This window comes from Streptococcus sp. 29887 (genome assembly GCF_032595075.1).
Classification (GTDB): domain Bacteria; phylum Bacillota; class Bacilli; order Lactobacillales; family Streptococcaceae; genus Streptococcus; species Streptococcus iners.
The window spans coordinates 1,155,890-1,178,172 of sequence record NZ_CP118735.1 but is presented as its reverse complement, the minus strand read 5'-3'; the positions used below and the strand labels follow the sequence as shown (position 1 = coordinate 1,178,172).

Here is a 22,283-nt window from a genome sequence, read left to right as displayed (position 1 = left end):
AAAAATTCATAAAAAATGCACTTACCAAGTAGGCCAAGCGCAAATTTTATAACTAGAACCAATCCCTCAATTTTAGACAGTGTAGATAGACGAAACTCTACTGATTGCTGTCCCACATCTTAAATTGCTAAATCGAATGTAAGTTGTTCAAACTGTCTGAGTGAGTGAAACAGTCTGGGAATTGACTGTTTCAGCCCGAGCCTAAAAATAAAGAAGCGAGGTAAAAGAACGAAGTTCTTCACTGCTAATCCAGTTAAATCGCCAAGTCAAATTTAAGTTGCGGTTTAACTGGATTGTAGTCCACCAACTCAAAATCTTCTGCCTTAATATCAAAGAAATTGGTGCCATCTGGGACGTTGAGAACTAAACGCGGTTCGACTTCCGACGGGGTACGTCGGAGCAATTCCTCTGCCTGTTCAAACTGGTTGTCGTAGATGTGAAGGTTGTTGATAAAATAGAAAAATTTTCCAACTTTCCAACCAAAATGCTTGGCAATCATCATCTGAAGGGCTACATACTGCATAGCGTTGATATGATGGGCTACCAACATATCATTTGAGCGCTGGGTCAAGGTTGCATCCAGATATATACCCCCATCCACTCGTCGAACATCAAACATGGTCTGAAAGGCACATGGCAAGAGACCTGCAGATTGGTCAAAGGCTTCATAATCCCAGAGGGAAATCACATTGCGACGGTTCCAAGGATTTTCCTCCAGCTGTTTGAGGATTTTTGAAATGATGTCATGCTTTTTCACGATAGCCCCATAGCGTTCGCCAATGGTTCCAGTTCCATCCACTTCCCAGTCATTCCAATACTGGACACCGTATTTTTCCTGCAAGACAGATAAATCATTGGTCTGGTCTTGGTAAATCCAGAGAATTTCTTTTATAGCTGACTTGATTGGGATAGGTCTTAATGTAGTAATAGGGAACTCGCCCTTTGCCAAGTCATACTCTGCAAAGGCACCTGTAATGTACTTGGAATTGGCAATATTTCCATCCTTGTACCGTGGGCGAGCATTTTCTGAAAAAACGCCCTCTTCCATAATCTTACGAATGTTTTCTTTAAAAATACTATCTGCTTTTGTCATGGTTTTAGTATAGCAAATTCTAGCAAAAAACTCCAGTTTTGAACTGGAGTTCTCATTTATAGAGCAAGGGGTAAAGGTTGAGCTGGAATAAACCAGCTAGGGCAGTTACTAGGCTAAACAGTATAAAATACAAAGCAACCAAGACAATACTCAACAATATCTGACGAATATTTTTCATATAAATAGCCGTTGGTAAGCTAGCTAGACCGAAAAAGGGAATGATGAAAAAAGCTAGTTTGAAATTCGCATTTACAAGATTGAACCATTGCCCTATTGGTAAAAATAGCATGATTACGAGAAAAGCAGCAATACTATAGAGGACAATATTTAGCCGTCTTAATAGGGTCATATTCATAAATAACTCCTTCTATGGACCGAAGAGAACATAGCCCAAGCCAAAGAACAAGGGGAAAGAAATGATCAATAGAATACTGATGATACCCGTCCACAATTTTTTATAGTAAATCGACAACATGAGAATGAGTGCCCCAAATATTGGCAAAATCATCATGGTCGCTACGTTGCCCCAACTCGATGGGAAAAACCAGTCACGAATCCAATTATCAAGGAAAAAGGCAGACAGTAAAATCAAAAGCCCGACTATAGTTAGATAGTCAATTAATTTAGATATGTTTACTTGTTTCATACACCAACACTCCTTTCTCTTTTCACTATTATTGTACCCTTTTATTAACCAACTTTCAATATATGTATATAAAGAAAGTGTGACAGCGGAATTGAAAAAGCAGGGGGATGCCCTGCTTTTTTGGCTCTATAATATCTGTAGTGGGTAAATCCTCTATGGATATTATGGAGTCTTTTTGATTGTAGAAAAAAAGTCCCATATGGCCTATAATGAAAAGCAACCAAACTCACATTAGAAAGACTCATATGGAACAACTAAATCTTATCACAAATCTTCTCAGAATTAAAGACAAAAATATCACTATCTCTAATGAATATGATATGGGAACTCACTTAGAACTTCATGGTCATTTGGATTATACAGCCCCTAAATGTCCCTCCTGCAAGGGACAAATGGCAAAATACGACTTCCAAAAACCCTCCAAAATTCCCTACCTAGAAACTGCTGGTTATCCCTTGCTTATCCGACTTAGAAAGCGTCGCTTCAAGTGTAAAGATTGCAGAAAAATAGCGGTCGCTGAAACTCCTCTTGTCAAGAAGAACCACCAAATCTCCGTCGCTGTTAACCAGAAGATTGCTCAATTACTCATCGAAAATCAAGCAATGACACATATTGCACACAGGCTATCTATCTCAACCTCATCAGTTATGAGAAAGCTTAATGAGTTCAAGTTTGAAACAGATTGGAATACCTTACCTGAGGTGATGAGCTGGGATGAGTATGCCTTCAAAAAGGGGAAAATGAGCTTTATCGCTCAAGATTTCAACTCCCTAAATGTCATAACTATTCTAGACGGAAGAACACAAGCAACCATCCGAAACCACTTTCTACGCTATCCTAGAAAGGTTAGAAATCAAGTCAAAGTCATTACCATGGATATGTTTAGTCCTTACTACAAATTGGCTAGACAGCTATTTCCAAACACCAAGATTGTTCTGGACCGCTTTCACATTGTGCAGCACCTTAGCCGTGCTATGAACCGCGTTCGTATTCTAATTATGAATCAATTCGACAGAAAATCGCAGGAATACCGGTCCTTGAAACGCTACTGGAAATTGATACAACAAGATAGCCGTAAACTCAGCGATAAACGATTTTATCGCCCTATGTTTCGCATGCACTTGACTAACAAGGAAATCCTAGAAAAACTACTGTCTTTTTCAGAGGAACTACGACAGCACTATGAACTCTATCAGCTTCTCTTGTTCCATTTCCAAGAGAAAAACTCAGATCATTTCTTTGACCTTATCGAACAGGAAATAGCCAATGTTAATCCTATTTTCCAGACGGTATTTAAGACATTTCTAAAGGATAAAGAAAAGGTTTTAAACGCCATGGAATTGCCTTATTCGAACGCCAAACTGGAAGCTACCAACAATCTCATCAAAGTCATTAAAAGAAATGCCTTTGGTTTCAGGAACTTTGAAAATTTTAAAAAACGTATTTTGATTGCTTTGAACATAAAGAAAGAGAGAACGAACTTCGTCCTCTCTAGGTGTTAGCTTTTCATCTACCCACTACAGTTGACAAAGAGCCGCTTTTTTCAATTTAGTTATAACCTAAAGCAAGCTTATACTGCTTTTGTGCTTCGGCATAACTGAATTTTTGTGAATAATGTAAGATTTTGTTTGATAACTGCTGCCGGTCTTCAATAGGTAAACTTGCTAGATTTTTCAAGACTTTCACAAGATCTTCAACACTATCAAAACCACATTGTTGGTAAATATCCAATTCTTCTAAAACTTGATTATGTCCAAAATCAACCCTGGAAAGTATAGGTATCAAGCCAAGTCCAAGACATTCTACCATTGCGTTAGCAAACATTTCACTAAGAGAACAGGATAGATAAGCACAATATTCTGACCGTGGTATTTGACTACTAGGGACAAAGCCTTTGAAAATCACGTTGTCTGGAATCGTGTGCTGTTCTTTTAATGCTTGAATTGCTTCAACCCGACCTCCATAAATATGAAGCTCTAAGTCAGGAACTTCTCTCATAGCCTGGATTGCCATAGCCACTCGTTTGTGATCATAAATATTACCAACCAGAAGTAGCTTATTGCTCTTCAAGCCTCTAGGCGGCTGCTGAGCTACTTGAATGGCAATTGGAGGCAGGAACTCTGCTTGAATGCCATCTTTAGCCAGTGGCTCAATAATGTAGGGACTTGCAACAAAAATTTCTTTCCCAAGTTTAACATTGTAGTCTTCGACATTTTTTTGTGAAAAGTAATGGTTGTAATGAAGGATAAAGCGATAGGTAATGCCTTGATCTTGACAAAATGTTTCTAGCGTCTGGCTAATAAACTGGTCATTTAAGACTATATCTTGATCAGGAACTATTCTGTCTGACAGAAAGTTCACAAATAGATCGATCATGGTCCATTTTTGACCTTGGTAAAAATAGTAACACTCCTTATCTTCAATTCTCCCTTGTAGGACAATATTGCCATTTCTATCATAATAACAGAAGCTGTCATCCGAAAAATTGGTAAAAAACGGCTTTTCAAAAACTGAAGTTACTGCTTTTAATTCTAAATTTTTACTCCGTTCGATGATGGATAAAATATTTCCTTCAGCTGTTAAGTTCAGGTCAAAGTAACCCTCGTCAGTTGTGTACATAGCTGTCGTTGGAGAGAAAATTTGCTTATCCTTCCATATGATGTGCTTTTTTGTTAAATCAGCTTCAAAGTCATCTAATTGATAGGTGCGCAGGCAAGTGTCAATATCCGAATAAAGGTGAGGTAAGATAATGACATGATCCAGTTTATAGCCTTGTGCTTGAAGCTGTTCCTTCCAAAATGGTGTTGAATAAGGAGTTCCGAGCAAAAGGTAGTTGGCAATACCCAAGTCATTTAATACGTTTTGTCGAAAAACTTGTGTGGTTTCATAGCCAAACGTTTTGTCCGACATCCAACTTCTCAAGGTATATAGTGTCACATGTGTTCTCCCTTTTGGATATTCTAAGCTTTCACGGTTGTATGTGAAAAGTAGATATTTATCGAATTTGACCGCGGAGCTACAGAGAGACTAACTCGTTTGTAATAGTAAGTTACTACAGTTACGCCTTCCGCAACTGTACCAGTTTCAGCTGTATCAACCCTGGTGAATTCATACGGTACAGGGTTTTCTTCAAGATCAACTGGTTTGGTATAAACATAGTGCTGGACATAATAGACTTGACCATTAGCAATCTCTAGCTCAGGAGTAACAACACCTTCTTGGGTCACTATGTTAGGGATAAGAAGGGCTTTTTGCGCAGTTGAGCTTAAATCCATTGTGACAGCTTCGGATTCAACTAGTTGAGCAGTTGAACTATCAAAGCCTCTCTCACTTGCATAGCGGTCGCTTAGGAATTTACCATCCAACTGAGAACCGGTCAGCGGAATATACACATCTAAGGTTTCTGCCGCAACTGTTGCTTTTCCGTTTTCAATCGGACTTGTTAGGCCTGTCAGGGTGTTAAGAGCTTCTAGTGGCGCAACCCTCATAGTGGCTATCCGTGCATTGTTTAAAACCTTATCAGCAGTAGTATCGTATTGAAGATTCGTAGACTCTGTAGTCACCTGTGTATCTATTACATTGCCTTTGTAGTCCTTGGTTGTGGTGGTTGTTTCGATTGCTACAACCCCTTCAGCAACAGTTGAACCTGTCAAAATTTCTTGACCAGTACTTTCATCTACATAGCGTGTTATGACTTTACCAGTAATCTCTCGCTTGCTCTCTTCTACGGTATTGGCAGGTTTGACGGATTCTACTGGTAGTACTTCTGGTTCAATTTTTTGGATAATTGGTTTAACTTCTACAACTTTTGGCCTGTAATAATAGGTGATGGTCTGTACTTCTTGATTACTAGATCCCACTTCTTCTCCAACCACACGACTGAATTCATATTCAGCTTCAGGTACGATAGCTCTAGATGGTCTTGTATAGGAATATCTATAATCTGTATAATCCCTCGTACCATATATGGTAGTATTATTACCTCTTCCAATTTCTTCAATATTTTGAGAAGATTCATCAAATCCTTCCTTGCGAACGTGATCCAGTGTTTCAGCAATATTGTCAGGATCCCCTGGATTGCTTGGAGAATAGATACGAACACGGCTAGTCACACTATCTAATAAACCTTGAGCTGCATTATTTTCAACAAGGCCAGTTTGCATGTTCTCAGGGTCAGGGTTAATCCAATGTGTTGCAACAGTCCGCTTCTTAGCAATCTCTACCTCTTTGACAATCTTATCTGCTTCAGTACTGTAGTCAAAGCTAGCAGGAGTACTCGAAATTTGGGTGTCTACAGTATTGCCCAAGGCATCCTTAGTTACCGTCGTCTTCTCAAGGGCAATAACCCCTTCTTTTACAATGGTTTCAGGAAGAATTTCTTGACCTGTCACTTCATCGATATAGCGAGTAATAACTTTACCCTTGATTTCTCGTGTTGTTACTACAGTCGTATTCGGTACTTTGCGATAGATGTACGTTACATGGTTTTCACCCGGTAAGACCTTACCAGATACCGCTCCATTGACAGAAGTATATTCGTATAATGCACCTTCAAACTCGATACGATCTGGTCTTAGATTGCTTGCATCGTAGCTTGCATTGGTTTCACGCTTGGTTTCTTCAATATTTGAGATTCCATCAGTAATTGTTTCGGTCCGTTCAGTGAAGCTTACAATCGTGTTTACTAGAACTTTTGATGGTGCCAGAACCTTACCTTCCTCATCAGAAAAGTGTACATTTACTGTACCAGTTTCAAGAAGGGGCTCGAGTTCTTTACGGGTTACAACAGGTTGACTCACTTTGCGGTAAACATAGGTAACCACCGTTTCACCTGCCACAACTTTGCCTGTTTCGGTACCTTGAACAGCCACATATTCATAGGTTTCACCATTGTATTCCAAGCTAGTTGCCTTAACTGAGGCTGCGTTGTACGTAGCATCGCTAGCTACTGTATTTTCTTTAATTTCTTCAACACCGTCAGTGGTTACCTTGGTACGGAAGGTTGTTGAAATGATGGCATTTACCAATTCTTTCGAATCTGCAAGCTTATTGCCAGCCTCATCGACATAATGAACTGTTACCTTACCAGTTTCTTGGATTGGATCAAGCTCTTCACGCGTTACAACAGGTTGAGCCACTTTACGGTAAACATAGGTTACATTTGTTTCTCCAGCAACGACTTTACCAGTTTCATTTCCTTCAACTGACACAAACTCATAGGTTTCACCATTGAACTCCAAAACAGCTGCCTTTACTGCTACCGCATTGTAAGTTGCATCACTGACTACCTTATTTTCTACAATTTCTTCGACACCATCAGTGGTTACCTTGGTACGGAAGGTTGTAGAAAGAACAGCATTTACCAATTCTTTCGAATCTGCAAGTTTATTGCCAGCCTCATCAACATAATGAACTGTTACCTTCCCAATTTCTTGGATTGGATCAAGCTCTTCACGAGTTACGACAGGTTGAGTTACTTTACGGTAAACATAGGTAACTTCTGTTTCACCTGCCACTACTTTGCCTGTTTCACTACCTTGAACAGTCACAAACTCGTAGGTTTCATCATTAAACAAAATAATATCGACTTTAAGTGCAGTAGTATCATAGTCAACCTCAGTAGGTACAGTGTTTTCTATGACTTTCTCTACACCATTGATTGTCACTTTAGTACGATAAGTGGTGGAAACAACTGAATTTACTAGCTCTTTGGAATCAGCTATTGTGTTTCCGTTTTCGTCAACATAGTAAACTGTTACCTTCCCTTTGTTCTCCTGTGACTCAGCTTTCAAATCTGCTGAGGTTAGAGTATTTGGACTTGTAGGTGTTTCTGCAGGTACAGATGCGATTTCTGGGTAGTATCCAACATATTCCCAACAAGTATCTGTTGCTGGTTTATAAGTGAAGCGAGAATTAAGTTGAAGGGTTACATTTTCAACCAAGTCAAGGAAGGTAGTTGAATTGGCAAGAACCGGACTAGAAACTCCTACACCTCCTGCAACTAATAGTGCAATCGCAACATGTTTACCTGTTTTACGGTTCTTAAACAATAAGTATCCGCCTAATGTTAACAATCCTAATCCAGCAATGGCAATAGTTTTCGAGCCTACAGAACCTGTCTTTGGCAAAATAGACTGAACAGATTTTGCAGGAATTCCAGTTATCTTCGATACTGTTTGCGCAACAGTTGACGGTGTTTGAGGTTTTGGTGTGACCGTTACCTTTGGAGGAACTGGAACTTGGGTTTCAACTTGAGGTGTGATTGGAACACTCGGAACTTGTGGCTCAACTTGTGGTGTGATTGGAACACTCGGAACTTGTGGCTCAACTTGTGGTGTGTTTGGAACACTCGGAACTTGTGGCTCAACTTGTGGTGTATTTGGAACACTTGGGATTTGTGGCTCAACTTGTGGTGTATTTGGAACACTTGGGATTTGTGGCTCAACTTGTGGTGTGATTGGAACACTTGGGATTTGTGGACTAGGTGTCGGAGTATTAGGGCTAGGAAGATTAGGAACTAAGGATGGTGAAGTTGGAATAAGCGGTTGTTCCGGCTCTGGATCTACAGGAACAACTTGGCAACTACCAGAATGTTTATATACAGCAACAAAACCTGTGATCCATTCAAAGTTTCCTGTATCAGGATTGATCCAAGAAACTTGTTCATCAATCTTTCCTGATTTAATTCGCGCTTTTTGTTCTGCTGTTAAATCATTGTAATCCACTCGGCTAATCGTGGCATCTACTGTACGATTGGTTTGAACCGCTTCAGAAATACTGGTTTCGTTTGCAGAGATCAATGATGATCCAGCAAGTACACCAACTGTACCCAATAGAGCAACACCTAGACCTTTGACGGCCTTGTGTTTACGAAAACCGTACCTATGTTTCTTTTCCATGATTCTTCCTCCTATTAAGGTTTGAAATACTGATACCGTTTACATCGCCATTATATCACTTAATAATAATATATACAAATAATATTAGAATAATCTATTAAAAAAAACCTATCCTCTATATCTGTATGTTCTTGATAGTATCACTGTATTTTCAAACCGATAAGTTCGATATTATTGTTCTGGAAACGAAAAATAGCAAGGACAAAAAAAGCAGGGAATCCCTGCTTTTAACGATTATTTCAGTACTAGTGATGCGGCACCAAGGACACCAGCATCATTGCCACGTGTTGCCAAGACAATCTGCGTGCTTTCCTTGATTTGTGGGAAGCTATTTTCAGCAAAGACCTTGCGAACACCGTCTAACAAGAAGTCACCTGCTGCAGATACACCACCACCCAGGACAATGTAGGCTGGATTGAGCACAGCCGCAATATTGGCACAAGCCACACCTAAATACTCAGAGAAATGGCGGTAGACAATCAAAGCCAAATCATCGCCTTCTTTCGCCAAGTCAAAGACATCTTTAGCCGTCACATCCTGACCGTCATCAATCATCTGTTTGAGTTTTGCCTCACCGGCGTATTGGTCTGCATAGCGACGGCTGAGGTTGACAATACCTGTCGCCGAAGCAACGGTTTCCAAACAACCTTTTTTACCACAGGTACATGCAAATGGAGCTTCAAAGTCAACTGTGATGTGTCCTAACTCACCTCCTGCTCCCTTTACGCCACGAATGAGGTTTCCAGCTGCAATGACACCACCACCAACACCAGTTCCAAGGGTCATAAAGACAACGTTGGGATTGTTGTTCCCAGCACCAACCCACTGCTCACCGAGGGCTGCTACGTTGGCATCATTGTCGATAAAGAATGGCAAACCAAGGGCAGTTTCAAACTGTTCTTTGACCAGCTGCAAGGTCTTCCAGTTGAGGTTATAGGCACCGATAACAGTACCAGCTTCACTATCCACTACACCAGGTGAGCCCATGCCAATTCCTAGGAAATCGTCCTTGGTTAAACCATGAGTTTCAAACCGCTGCTTGATACTGTCAATAATATCAGGAACAATGTGACTTCCCTCATCCAAAATATTTGTCTTGATAGACCATTTTTCTTGAATTTCTCCCTCAGTAGTCAAAATGGCCAATTTAACAGAAGTCCCACCAAGGTCAATACCGATAATTTTTTTAGACATAATCATCACCTCAAATGTATTTTCTTTATTATAACACAATGCAAAGGTTTGCGTAAAGCCTTTTCATGAACTTGTACGAACAAAAAAATTTTGCCCTATCTGAACAGATAGAGCAAAATCAAAAATTGAATATGTAAAATAAAACGACCAATGGAAAAGAGCATAACTGTCGTAAAATTGCTACCTTCCTTGGTTCCATTATAGAGAAAAAGAGTGGAGATGAAGGTAAAGCCCGTAGCAAAGCCCACCATTTGTACATCGTGATAGGCCTGACTGTAAAAATAGAGTGAAACAGCTAGCAAGAGCATGGATAAAACCGTCAAGATTAAGCGCAAAGCATTCATTTTTTTGGTCATAAAATAGCTATAGAGGGCTGCACCCAAGGTCACCAAGAGATAGATGACCATATAAGACATGACAAGAACTTTCATCTAGCCCTCCAGTTCGCTCAGATACTCATACCGCTCATATTTTTCCAAGAGCAGGTCGTTCTTCTCATCCAATTCCTTCTGCAAATCGGACAATTTTGTAAAGTCACTGCCACAGGTCAACATTTCCGCCTCGATTTCCGCAATCCGCTCCTCCAAGCCAGCAATATCCTCTTCGATGGTCGCCCATTCCTGCTTCTCAAAGTAAGACATCCGCTTCTTGGTTTCTTTTACTTTCTCGGATTTCTCCTTTGGTTTTTCCAAGGAAATGGCAGAGCTGGAAGTCAGAAAGGCCTTCTCATCCAGATAGTCTGTGTAGTTGCCAAAGAAGGTCTGAATGCCGTCGTCTTCAAAAGCCAAGATTTTGTTAGCCACCTTGTCCAAGAAATAACGGTCGTGACTGACGGTAATGACCGGACCAGCAAAGCCCTGTAAGAAATGTTCCAAGACTGTCAATGTCGCTATGTCCAAGTCGTTAGTCGGTTCGTCCAGCAAGAGAACATTGGGCCTTTGTAAAAGAATTTTCAGCAAGTAAAGTCGCTTCTTCTCCCCGCCTGATAACTTTTCAATCAAGGTCCCGTGGGTATTGCGAGGAAAGAGGAATTGCTCCAAGAGTTCTGCGATAGAAACCATACCAGAAGTCGTTTTTGCTTCTTCTGCCACTTCCTGCAAGAAATTGATGACCCGCTTGCTTTCATCTAAACCTTTAATGGTCTGAGAAAAATAACCGATACGGATGGTTTCCCCAATATCTACCTTACCGCTGTCTGCCTGTAAGTCGCCTGCAATCAGATTGAGTAAGGTTGATTTTCCTTTTCCGTTATCACCAACAATGCCAATACGATCCTTGTTTTGAATGAGCAGGTTAAAGTCTTTTAAAATGGGCTTGTCAGGATAGGAAAAGCTGACATTTTCAAAGTTAATGACTTTTTTACCGATACGAGAGGTTTCAAAATTGATTTCCAGTTCGCTATCGTCTATCTTGTTGGCTAAATCACCTTTGAGGTCATGGAAACGATTGATACGAGCCTGTTGCTTGGTAGCACGGGCTTGAGGTTGTCTACGCATCCAAGCCAACTCTTGTTTGTATAGTTGTTCCTTCTTATGTCGAAGGGCGGCATCTCGCTCGTCCTGCTCTGCCTTTAAGCGAACGTAGTCCTGATAATTTCCCTGATACTCAGTTAAGCTGGCGCGGTCTAGTTCGAAAATCCGTGTTGCCACATTATCCAAAAAATAGCGATCGTGGGTGATAAAGAGGACAGATTTCTTGGTATTTTTCAAGAAAGTGGTCAACCACTCAATAGTATCAATATCCAGGTGGTTTGTCGGTTCATCCAGCAAGAGCAAATCCGCATTGCCAAGGAGGACTTGAGCCAATTGCACTCGTCTGCGCAGACCGCCTGACAATTCGGCAACGGTCTTGTTAAGCTCTGTTAAGCCAAGTTTGGACAGAACGGTCTTGACCTGGCTTTCAATCTCCCAAGCGTTGAGAGCATCCATTTCTGCCATAACCTTTTCTAGTCTGGCTTGACTGCTTTCATCATAGTTTGACAAGAGCCGTTCATACTCACGGATTAACTGGGTTTCCCGTAAATCCGAAGACAGAACAGTATCTAAGACAGTTTGGCTTTCATCAAAATCAGGCTCTTGGGTTAGGTAAGAAATTTTATAGGCATTCTTAGTCTGGAAAGGGGACACATCGCCATCAAAACCAATGCGGCCTGACAAAACATCCAGAAGAGTAGTCTTTCCAGTACCATTGACACCAATAATTCCGATACGGTCGCCTTGGTGAATGATAAACGAAAGGTCTGCAAAAACCGTCTTATCTCCAACAGACTTGGTCAGGTGTTCAACGATAAAATCACTCATTATCTAATCTCCCTTTTACAAATGCCATAATGGCTTCGACTTCATTTGGTAATATTCCTTCTACGATTTCGTACTCGACCTCTTTGAGCAAATTTCCCAAGACAGGACCAGGTTTGAGGTCAAATGCCTTCATCAGATGACCACCATTGACAACAATTTCATGCTTGTCGTGGATGGTCAATGCTTGATCAATTTGGTCAATTGCTTCAAAATCAGTAACAAAACCTTGTGCCTGACGGAGTTCCTCTACCAAGTACAAGAAGTCTTTGCCATACTTGAAACAGATTTGTTTAGTGACAGGTCCTGCTTGGCGGAGCTGGTAAATCTCTACCAGCTTGACCACTGTACGTTGGAAATCATTGCTGGTTTTCCATTTTTTCAGGAAGGACTTGATGTTCTCGATACCTAGGCAGACAAAGAGCAGGGCCCAGGCTTGTTCAGAAGTTGAAAATTGGAAATCTTCTGCCAGACTGGTCAACATGCTTTCAAGCTTTTCTCCCTTGTCTGCTAGGTCAGGCAAGAAATTGTAGGCCTTGGAATCAATCAGAGCACGCAAGCCTTTTCGCCAATAATCTGACATCAAAAGCTTGTCAAACTCGATAAAACTTCGCTCCACGGAGATTTTTTCCAAGAGCGGTGCGGTTTCCACCATAGCTGTAAATGTCGTCGGCTCAATCTCAAAGTCCAAGGTCGCTGCAAAGCGAAATCCACGCATGATACGGAGAGCATCTTCGTTAAAACGCTCAGCCGGGATGCCTACAGCCCGTAGGGTGCGGTTTTCTAAGTCAGTCATCCCATCAAAGAGATCAACGATTTGGGCTTCTTCATCAAGAGCAAAGGCATTAACAGTAAAGTCTCGGCGTTTGAGGTCCTCTTCCAAGGAACGCACAAAAGAAACCTGACTGGGACGACGATAGTCCACATACTCTTCCTCTGTCCGAAAAGTCGTGATTTCATACTCTTTTCCGCCTTCCAAGACTAGGACAGTTCCATGCTCAATCCCCACATCAATAGTCCGCGGGAAGATTTGCTTGGTTTCTTGCGGATAGCTGGAAGTGGCAATATCAACATCATGAATAGGTCTGCCGAGAATGGCATCACGAACGGAACCACCAACAAAGTAGGCCTCAAAGCCAGCTGCTTTAATTTTCTCTAAAATCGGCAAAGCCTCCTGAAATTCAGAAGGCAGATTGGTTAATTTCATAGTAAATGTTCCAAACCATATACAAGTTGTGAGCGTTTAACCACCTCTTTAATGCCGAGGTTGACACCGCCCATAAAGGAAATACGATCATAAGAGTCATGACGGACGGTCAAGCCTTCACCCTGTGCCCCAAAAATCACTTCTTGGTGGGCAACAAGGCCTGGCAAGCGTACTGAGTGGATACGGAAGCCGTCAAATTCTGCACCGCGCGCACCGGCAATCAGTTCTTCTTCATCTGCTGCACCTTGTGCTTGTGACTGACGGACTTGGGAAATGAGTTCGGCCGTTTTGACAGCTGTTCCGCTCGGCGCATCCTTCTTCTTGTCATGGTGTAATTCGATGATTTCAAGATTTGGGAAATACTTAGCTGCCTGAGCTGCAAATTGCATAAGCAAGATTGCTCCAATCGCAAAGTTAGGAGCAATCAAGCCCCCCAAGCCTTTCTCAGCAGACAAGGCAGTCAATTCTTCAATTTCATCTTGGGTAAATCCCGTTGTTCCAACCACAGGAGCAAAGCCGTTTTCCAAGGCAAAACGAGTGTTTTCATAGGCAAATTTTGGCGTTGTAAAATCCACCCAGACATGAGCGTCTAGGCCAACCACTTCTTCTTTTTTCTTGAAAACAGGAACACCATCCACTTCTGTTTCTGTCGCAAATGGGTCTACCAAGGCAGCCAGAGTCAGTTCTGCATCACCCTTGACCATCTCAACAGCGGTTGAGCCCATTTTCCCTTTAAATCCTGCGATAATTACCTTAATTGTCATGCAAACTCCTATTCAATGATGGGAGAAATACCAAAGGCCACTGCCCCTTCTCCCAAATGCGTACCAATGACTGAACCAAATGATACGATTGGCAAATCACTACCCACTCCTGCTTCTTCCAATTGCTGTTTAAAGTTTTCAGCCTTTTCAGGTGCGTTGGCATGAATGATAGCAATCTGAAATTGTCCATCTTTAGTTTGTTCTTGGAGAATTTCGATTAAACGCTTAATGGCTTTCTTCTCCGTCCGAACTTTTTCATAGACTTCAATCTTACCCTCACCTGTAAAATACAGAATAGGCTTGATGCTCAAGAGATTGCCCAGCAAGGCTACGCCATTGGACAGGCGGCCACCTTTCACCAGGTGATTGAGGTCATCAACCATGATAAAGGCAGTTGTCTTGCCAATTTCTTGGTTCAATTTGCCAATAATTTCTTCAAAGCTCTGACCTTCATCGGCCCATTTGAGTACATTTTCAACCATCATACCTAAAGGTGCTGAAGTTATTTTTGTATCTGGGAAGGCAACCGTCAGGCCTTCATATTCTTCTGCCAGATACTGGATATTTTGATAAAAACCTGAAATGCCTGATGATAAAAACAAACCTAGCGCATGCGTATAGCCTTTTTCTTTCAAACTTGTCAAAATGTCGTCCAACTCCATCAAACTTGGTTGGCTGGTCTTTGGCAAATCCTTTGATGAGGCCATTTTTTGATAAAATTCCTCAACGGTCAAATTTTGCCCTTCGATATAATTGACGCCATCAATGTTGACTGGAATATTTAAGACAAACAAGTCCTCGCGTTCTATCCCTAAAACAGCCGATGAGTCCGTAATAACTGCTAATTTCATATTAAAACTCCAAATTTACACCTGGTGCATCAAAAGCAATTTCTGTAACATCATAGGTCATGCGTTTCAACATATCCAATAGTGGCTCAACTAATGTCCGTTTTTCTTCCTCTGTAAATTCTGTCGGTTCATTGACGTAACGACCTTGTAGATGAACCGCCTGGCTCATAGCACCAGAAATAACAAAATGGTTCAAAACAATGATGAAACGCAAAATAGTAATCATTGATGTTTTATTTTCTTCTTCATTGCGTTCAAGTAGTTGGAAATCAACATTTAATTTCGTTTCTGGAACCCCATTTTCCTTTTCCCAAGCATGATTGCGGGCATCAAAGTGATACTGATTGACAAATTCTTTTTCGCGAATGATTTCCATGTCTAATTTCTCCTATAAACAATACTATGCTTATTATATCACAGTTCAAGGGAGAATTGGGAAAAAATAAAAGGAAGAAGGCGAAAATACTATCTTTCAACTTCTTCCCAAAAGGTAATGAAAATTGACCTCGGTCAATCTGTAAATATGGAGGAGGTAAAACTATCCGTTAATCCGACATAGGCTTTCAAAATAGCATCTTTCAAACCTTGGCGATTAAATCCTGCTTGCTTATTCTTAGCGGCCTGATAATCTTTATCAACTGCCTCCGCCATCAGCCTACTCAGCGTTTCAATATTATCTATTGTTTCAGTCTGACCATTGAAGCTAATCGTGATGGCTTTCAGTCTATCCTTCTTATCCCAGCGTTCTTTATACATAGCTTTTTTGAAGCTTGCATAATCCGTAAATTGTCCAGCAAATATTTTTTCAAAAATAAACTGATCAGATAGTAGACGACCTGCCGCCTCTGCTTCCGCTTTTAGCTTGTCTGTTGCATAAGGAATAAAGCCTTCTTCCCAACCTTTTGCTGCTAATAGCTCCAAGGCCGTTTTACGGAATTGTAAACCACCAACAGTACCACTATTATTTTGCAAGCCTGCATAAATCGGATAATAGAGCGGTACGAAATAATAGTTCTTCAAATTTTCACGCAAATAGTCTTGTTCCAGCAAAAGTGAGGATTTGGCAACTAGTGCATGGTCAATCGCATCGTTGATAGTGGTAATGTTCAAGTTAGCCAGTTCCTCATTACTCAATTTCCTAATACGATCATGGGTGTTTTGGTAGTTTAAAGACTGGCTGACAGTTGCTTCATTGGCTGGGACCAACTCTATCTTGTTAAAGAAGTAAGGATAAGCCTCTTTCCCCTTAGTGGCAATGGCTTGGATTTCAACTGCATCCAAGAGGTAGGTCACATCAAAGACTCCTTTTAGATAGGTTTGTAAATCCTCTTTTGTTTTGAAGCGACTACTTGAAACATTGTGTGGGGTATTTGGACTATGTTCATTCATGAAATTAAAGCCATAGTAATAAATACCTCCACCAGCTGATGACTGCAACAAGCCCATAGCATAGGATTCTGCATCTTGACCAGGACGACGCTTATGACCATCCAACATGATGGTTTCATCATAGTTATGGACCAATTCATGACTCATAGTTGAATCCCCTAGATCAGATAACATGTCCCGATTTGAAAATTTCACAAAGGTTTCTGTATCTGAAAAGGCACTATCTCTTGATTGTCTATGCCATTCATTCAAGGCACCTGCCAACTCCTGAACATAGCGGTATTCCTGATCATATTTACCAGCCCACCGCCGTTTATCAGCATGGTCTTCAAATGCATTTGAATCCTTGATCCAGTAACCATCCCAAATTTCAGTTGAGCGTTGGATAAACTTATCTCTCAGATTAGAATCTGCCATTTGATACCACATATCCAAAAAGTCACCTAATCGTTTCCCGTGTTTCGGTATCAGACTTGTCTGTACTGTCTTAACTGCTTGGTAATATTGTTCTGGATTGGTCTTTTTCAAAGCCGTATCCACATATCTTCCGTAACCACCGAAGGCTACTGTTGCCATTGAGCTCATTACGAAAATATCATCCTTCTCCTTGATATTAAGCAATGGCAAGTAGTATTTTTCATAACGTGGAATACGTCCCAAATGACTATATAGACTGGTGTCAATGCTAGAGTTTGCATTGGATGGAATTTCATAAACAAAGGCATTGGTCGCTTCTTTAAACCACTTCCTTGAATCAGTTTCTCCCAAGAACAATTTCTTATTGTATTCCAAGAAATCACGAACTGTTCCAAGTTGACTAGAGAGTGCTCCAAAACGTTCCTTATGAATAGCTGCATTATTGGCAAGTGTTAATCTGTCAAAATACATATCTTCGTAGCCATTTTGCGAAACATAGAACTGATCATCATGCTTGGTGAGTTTATCCGTAAATGACCTCAACCAGCCTAGAGTATCTAATTGACGCTTATAGAAATCCGCATGATGGAGCACAATATTCTTGATATTGGTATCTCCATATTTAATGCCATATAGCCTATTGAGGTAGGCAAGAGCGAACATAATTTTTTCTTTATCTGCCAAGAATTCTTTTTTAATGACATCCCTGACAGCCTTGCTTGTGGTATCAACTACCTGTCTATTGGCCAGCAAACCTTTGATATGGACTTCGAGATTGTCTTTAACTTCTGCAAAGGATTCATCTAAATACAAGTCTTTTAGTTTAGCGGTCTTGTCTGCAGTTTGGATATGTAAGATGTCAGCCATCTCTTGGCTGTCAAGATCAACCTGAGAAAATGCTGTCACTAGTTCATCAATGAAACTGGTTTCCAGAGATAGTAATTGTTCTGGTGTATAGAGGAGTTGTTCACCTAAGCGGTATTCAACAACTTTGGTATTGCCGTACTCTCCCTTAAATACCAAAGGTAGAGTTTCTGAAGTTCCATCTTCATAATGGATCAGTAATTTGGTCAAGGAAGCGTGTTGGTCATAGATATTTGTTGCTACTCCATCCTCATTCAAGGTCAGAACTGACTGGATAGGCTTGCTATAGAGATTACTTGCTTCATCAATCAAGTTACCATATTTAACAATCGTATTCCGGTCATAGAATGGCAACAACTTAGACGTGTTTTCATAGGCAGTTCTTCGTTTAGCCTGAGCATTTTGAACCTGGTTATAATCGATGGTCTGCACTGAATTCGACTGACTGTCGCTATTTTCCTGTCCTGTTGTGGTTGGTGTTGTTGGAATTCCCCATGCCTTGATTTTCTCTAGCACGGCTTCTTGAGAAAGGCTTGTAGACTGAATGGTAGGATTTGGTTGGCCTGTTGCATGACCTTCAACACTATAGAGATTGCTTATGGTGGACCATACTGTAGCAGATTGAGTTTGACCCGAAGCGATGATGCCGCCATTTGTGACAGATACACCTGTCGCTATATTATTCAAGAAAGACATTCTAGCTAAGCCAACCACACCACCTGTGTCAGCAGTTTCTGTCGCATGGATATTTCCAGTGACATAGGAATTTTTTATCACAGCACCTTGCGCGTTTGCTACAATTCCTCCAATTCCTTGTCCACGTCCACTTGCAGTTTTAGCACCAATCGCAACAGTAGCCCGCACCTTATCAATGGTTGAACTATTTAAAATCCCTGTAACACCACCCATATGATAAGTTTCGTGACTTGCTGTATTGCTCAGGTTGACATTAACAATGGAATTACTAATAGTCGTGCCGTTTGTGGCGTTATAGACAATGCCAGCAATATTTTGTTTGGCAGTAATATTTCCCGAAATAGAAACCTTATCGATTGTCGACTTGTCTGATTTCTTAGCTAGAGCAGCTACTTCCGTTCGCTCATTTGAAATCGCCACATCTTTTAAAGAGATATTTTCTACCCTTGCATTCTTGAGCGTGCTGAAAAGCGGTCTATCCAACTGCAAAATAGAATAAGTCTTATGGTCACCTAGACTCTTCAGACTACCAGTAAATTCTTTGGTAATGTAGGTGTCAGTTGAAACCGACTTATCAACTACCATATCCGCTGCTAAATAGTAGGTTCCGCTAGGATTAGTATTGATGGCTTCTACTAATTCACTAAATTTACTGTAGGCACCCTCTTGTAAAACGAGCCTATCAACTGTAAAGGTATGGTGTTCATCGAAACTATGATTATTCTGATTGAATTTCACTAATTTTGGATGAATAATGCTCACCTTAATGCCATTGACATCATTCTCAAAGTTATCGACGGGGAGGTAGATATCTTTATTGTTTTCAGTAGCAATTTTAACAAGATAATTTTCTGTAGAAGTTGGAAGATTGCTCAAGGCTGTAACTCTTGTTTTTTCTCCACTTTCATCCACCTGATATAGCTCAATACTCTTGTAAGATCGAAATTCCAGCAACTTATTCTCTAGTTCAAATTTTTCTGTTCTGAGCTCTTCTTCCACATCATCACTACCTAAATTATAGGTAAATCGTGTTTTTACTTCATAGTCAGTGTTCAGCAGCAAGTCGGCAAATGGAACCTTGTATAGCTCTTCTTGTGTTAGAATTTCTTTTTCTGTGACTAATTCATCCCCTTTGTATAGAGATACCATAGCCTTGACAAATGTAGAATCATTGTCTATCAAAGTATAGCTTACTTCTACACTCCTATCATCTACATTTTCTTTAAGAATTGATAAAACTAACTCCGGTTTGGTTTTAATAGGTTCTTCTGGTTCTTCCGTAACTGGAGAACTTGGGACTACAGGCTCTGTTGGTTCCTCGGGTAGAACTTCGGATTCTGTTGATGGTGGGACGGGAGCTTCTGGCTGTTCAGTAACTGGAGTTACTGGAGCAACTGGAGCAACTGGGACTACAGGCTCTGTTGGGTCCTCGGGTAGAACTTCGGATTCTGTTGATGGTGGAACGGGAGTTTCTGGTTCTTCTGGCTGTTCAGTAACTGGGTCACTCGGAGCAACTGGGACTACAGGCTCTGCTGGTTCCTCGGGTAGAACTTCGGATTCTGTTGATGGTGGAACGGGAGTTTCTGGTTCTTCCGTTACTGGGGCACTTGGAGCGACGGGATCCGTTGGAGTTTCTGGTTCTTCCGTTACTGGAAAACTTGGGACAACTGGATCTGTTGGGTCCTCGGGTAGAACCTCGTCCTCTGTTGATGGTGGAACGGGAGCTTCTGGCTGTTCAGTAACTGGGGCAATTGGGACAACGGGATCTGTAGCTTCCTCGGGTAGAACTTCGCCCTCTGTTGATGATGGCGCCGGAGTGACGGGAGCTTCTGGATCTTCAGTAACTGGGTCACTTGGAGCGACGGGATCTGCTGGTTCCTCGGGTAGAACTTCGGATTCTATTGATGGTGGAACGGGAGCTTCTGGCTGTTCAGTAACTGGAGTAACTGGGACTACAGGCTCGGTTGGTTCCTCGGGTAGAACTTCGGATTCTGTTGATGGTGGAACGGGAGCTTCTGGATCTTCAGTAACTGGGGCAATTGGGACAACGGGATCTGTAGCTTCCTCAGGTAGAACCTCGTCCTCTGTTGATGGTGGAACGGGAGCGACGGGATCTGTTGGTTCCTCAGGTAGAACTTCGGATTCTGTTGATGGTGGAACGGGAGCTTCTGGATCTTCAGTAACTGGGGCAATTGGGACTACGGGCGCTGTTGGTTCCTCAGGTAGAACTTCGGCTTCTGTTGAAGGTGGAACGGGAGCTTCTGGATCTTCAGTAACTGGAGCAACTGGGACTACAGGCTCTGTTGGTTCCTCGGGTAGAACTTCGTCCTCTGTTGATGGTGGGACGGGAGCTTCTGGCTGTTCAGTAACTGGATAACTTGGGACAACGGGCTCTGTTGGTGCCTCAGGTAGAACTTCATCTTCTGTTGATGGTGGAACGGGAGCTTCTGGATCTTCAGTAACTGGATAACTTGGGACAACGGGCTCTGTTGATTCCTCAGGTAGAACTTCGGATTCTGTTGATGGTGGAACGGGAGCAACTGGGACTACAGGCTCTGTTGGTTCCTCGGGTAGAACTTCGGATTCTGTTGATGGTGGAACGGGAGTTTCTGGTTCTTCCGTTACTGGGTCACTTGGAGCGACGGGATCTGTTGGGGATTCTGGAAGAACTTCGCCCTCTGTTGATGGTGGGACGGGAGCTTCTGGATCTTCAGTAACTGGAGTTACTGGAGCAACTGGGACTACAGGCTCTGTTGGTGCCTCAGGTAGAACTTCATCTTCTGTTGATGGTGGAACGGGAGCTTCTGGCTGTTCAGTAACTGGGGCAATTGGGACTACGGGATCTGTAGCTTCCTCAGGTAGAACCTCGTCCTCTGTAACTGGTGGTGCCGGAGTGACGGGAGCTTCTGGCTCGTCCGTAACTGGGGCAATTGGGACAACTGGATCTGTTGGTTCCTCAGGTAGAACTTCGGCTTCTGTTGATGGTGGAACGGGAGTTTCTGGCTGTTCAGTAACTGGAGCAACTGGGACTACAGGCTCTGTTGGTTCCTCAGGTAGAACTTCATCTTCTGTTGATGGTGGGACGGGAGCTTCTGGCTCTTCCGTAACTGGGGCAATTGGGACTACGGGCGCTGTTGGTTCCTCAGGTAGAACGTCGTCTTTTGTTGATGGTGGAACAGGAGCTTCTGAATGCTTAGATATTCCCTCAACCAATGTATTTGGCAATATCAATTCGCTTGACGACTTCTGTTCACCAACATTTGCTTCTGTTACTGTGATTGTCTCAGAATTTACATCCCCTTCTAAAATAAAACCTACAAATTCATGCTGATCTATAGAAATCACTGCTTGTGGCAAAGCTTCACCTATAGCAAGGGTAAATTGTTTATCAAAACCTGAGAGGCTACCTGTAGAAATTGCAGCCACTGAAAGACTACCTGTAGCAGTTAAAATAATCAGACTTCTAACAATTCGTTTTTTCCTATCTTTTGTAAGAGATAGACCGATAATCAATAGTCCTAAACCAACCAGACTACTTGTAAAAGTCGGGATATCTCCTGTTTGAGGCAAATTTGTCTTTGGACGATAGACCATATAGTAAGTATGGGTATCCCCAACCTGCCTTGCTGGAATGGTCGCTTGAATTCGTGCCTTCTCATCTGATGTCAGTTCCGAATAAAGGACATACTTATAGGAAATCTGTTCTCTTGCTACATTTGTATGGGCAAGAGCAGTCAATTCTGCTTTCATAGCCAAATTTGGTACAAAAAATAAGGCGGCAGTCATACCAATAATGACTGATGCAACGCCTCTATTAAATGTACGAATAGAAAACTTATTTTGCTTTTCCTTCCAAAACATATGAAGCTCCTTCGTTTGTTTCTTCTTACTTAAAAGTATAGCATATTTTTCTAATAATATACTGTTGAAAAACGAATAAAATATTTCAATATACTATATGCGACG

At 41.6% G+C, this 22,283-nt stretch carries 14 protein-coding genes; 1 reads left to right on the top strand and 13 read right to left on the bottom strand.

Features of this window, described 5'->3' with window-relative positions:
• Positions 1-253: 253 nt before the first annotated feature.
• The 3 genes from PW252_RS05810 to PW252_RS05800 are packed head-to-tail and all read right to left on the bottom strand — an operon-like array spanning position 254 to position 1,739.
• Complete coding sequence (locus PW252_RS05810; RefSeq protein WP_248050108.1) at positions 254-1,093, bottom strand: thymidylate synthase; 840 nt, start codon at positions 1,091-1,093, stop codon at positions 254-256.
• A 52-nt stretch (positions 1,094-1,145) separates the two neighbouring features.
• Entirely contained in the window at positions 1,146-1,448 is a 303-nt protein-coding gene (locus tag PW252_RS05805; RefSeq protein WP_248050110.1) for a hypothetical protein, read from the bottom strand.
• Positions 1,449-1,460: 12 nt separating this feature from the next.
• Complete coding sequence (locus tag PW252_RS05800) at positions 1,461-1,739, bottom strand: hypothetical protein (protein ID WP_172073537.1); 279 nt, start codon at positions 1,737-1,739, stop codon at positions 1,461-1,463.
• Between the two features lie 245 nt (positions 1,740-1,984).
• Here PW252_RS05800 and PW252_RS05795 point away from each other — a divergent pair, with 245 nt between their 5' ends.
• Positions 1,985-3,241, top strand: a complete 1,257-nt coding sequence (locus tag PW252_RS05795) for an ISL3 family transposase (RefSeq protein WP_316716633.1) — start codon at positions 1,985-1,987, stop codon at positions 3,239-3,241.
• Between the two features lie 46 nt (positions 3,242-3,287).
• Here PW252_RS05795 and PW252_RS05790 read toward each other — a convergent pair whose 3' ends face one another.
• The 10 genes from PW252_RS05790 to PW252_RS05745 form a co-directional block, all read right to left on the bottom strand.
• Positions 3,288-4,676, bottom strand: coding sequence for a glycosyltransferase (locus PW252_RS05790; RefSeq protein ID WP_248051580.1), 1,389 nt, complete (start codon positions 4,674-4,676; stop codon positions 3,288-3,290).
• A 23-nt stretch (positions 4,677-4,699) separates the two neighbouring features.
• Positions 4,700-8,638, bottom strand: coding sequence for a MucBP domain-containing protein (locus PW252_RS05785; protein ID WP_248051579.1), 3,939 nt, complete (start codon positions 8,636-8,638; stop codon positions 4,700-4,702).
• 234 nt (positions 8,639-8,872) lie between these two features.
• Positions 8,873-9,832 (bottom strand): ROK family glucokinase, encoded by a 960-nt coding sequence (locus PW252_RS05780; RefSeq protein ID WP_248051577.1) that lies wholly within the window; start codon positions 9,830-9,832, stop codon positions 8,873-8,875.
• Between the two features lie 95 nt (positions 9,833-9,927).
• Positions 9,928-10,263, bottom strand: a complete 336-nt coding sequence (locus PW252_RS05775; protein WP_248051575.1) for a hypothetical protein — start codon at positions 10,261-10,263, stop codon at positions 9,928-9,930.
• Entirely contained in the window at positions 10,264-12,132 is a 1,869-nt protein-coding gene (locus PW252_RS05770; RefSeq protein ID WP_248051573.1) for an ABC-F family ATP-binding cassette domain-containing protein, read from the bottom strand.
• Positions 12,125-13,336, bottom strand: a complete 1,212-nt coding sequence (locus PW252_RS05765) for a CCA tRNA nucleotidyltransferase (RefSeq protein ID WP_248051570.1) — start codon at positions 13,334-13,336, stop codon at positions 12,125-12,127. The genes PW252_RS05770 and PW252_RS05765 overlap by 8 nt, the downstream gene beginning before the upstream one ends.
• Positions 13,333-14,100 (bottom strand): 4-hydroxy-tetrahydrodipicolinate reductase, encoded by a 768-nt coding sequence (gene dapB / locus PW252_RS05760; RefSeq protein ID WP_248051567.1) that lies wholly within the window; start codon positions 14,098-14,100, stop codon positions 13,333-13,335. The genes PW252_RS05765 and dapB overlap by 4 nt, the downstream gene beginning before the upstream one ends.
• 8 nt (positions 14,101-14,108) lie before the next feature.
• Positions 14,109-14,951 carry a DegV family protein gene (locus PW252_RS05755; RefSeq protein ID WP_248051565.1) on the bottom strand — a complete coding sequence of 281 codons (843 nt, stop codon included), beginning with the start codon at positions 14,949-14,951 and terminating at the stop codon, positions 14,109-14,111.
• A gap of 1 nt (position 14,952) precedes the next feature.
• Positions 14,953-15,327, bottom strand: a complete 375-nt coding sequence (locus tag PW252_RS05750; RefSeq protein WP_105117059.1) for a DUF1149 family protein — start codon at positions 15,325-15,327, stop codon at positions 14,953-14,955.
• A 134-nt stretch (positions 15,328-15,461) separates the two neighbouring features.
• Positions 15,462-22,178, bottom strand: a complete 6,717-nt coding sequence (locus tag PW252_RS05745; RefSeq protein ID WP_248051563.1) for a ZmpA/ZmpB/ZmpC family metallo-endopeptidase — start codon at positions 22,176-22,178, stop codon at positions 15,462-15,464.
• Between the last annotated feature and the right edge of the window lie 105 nt (positions 22,179-22,283).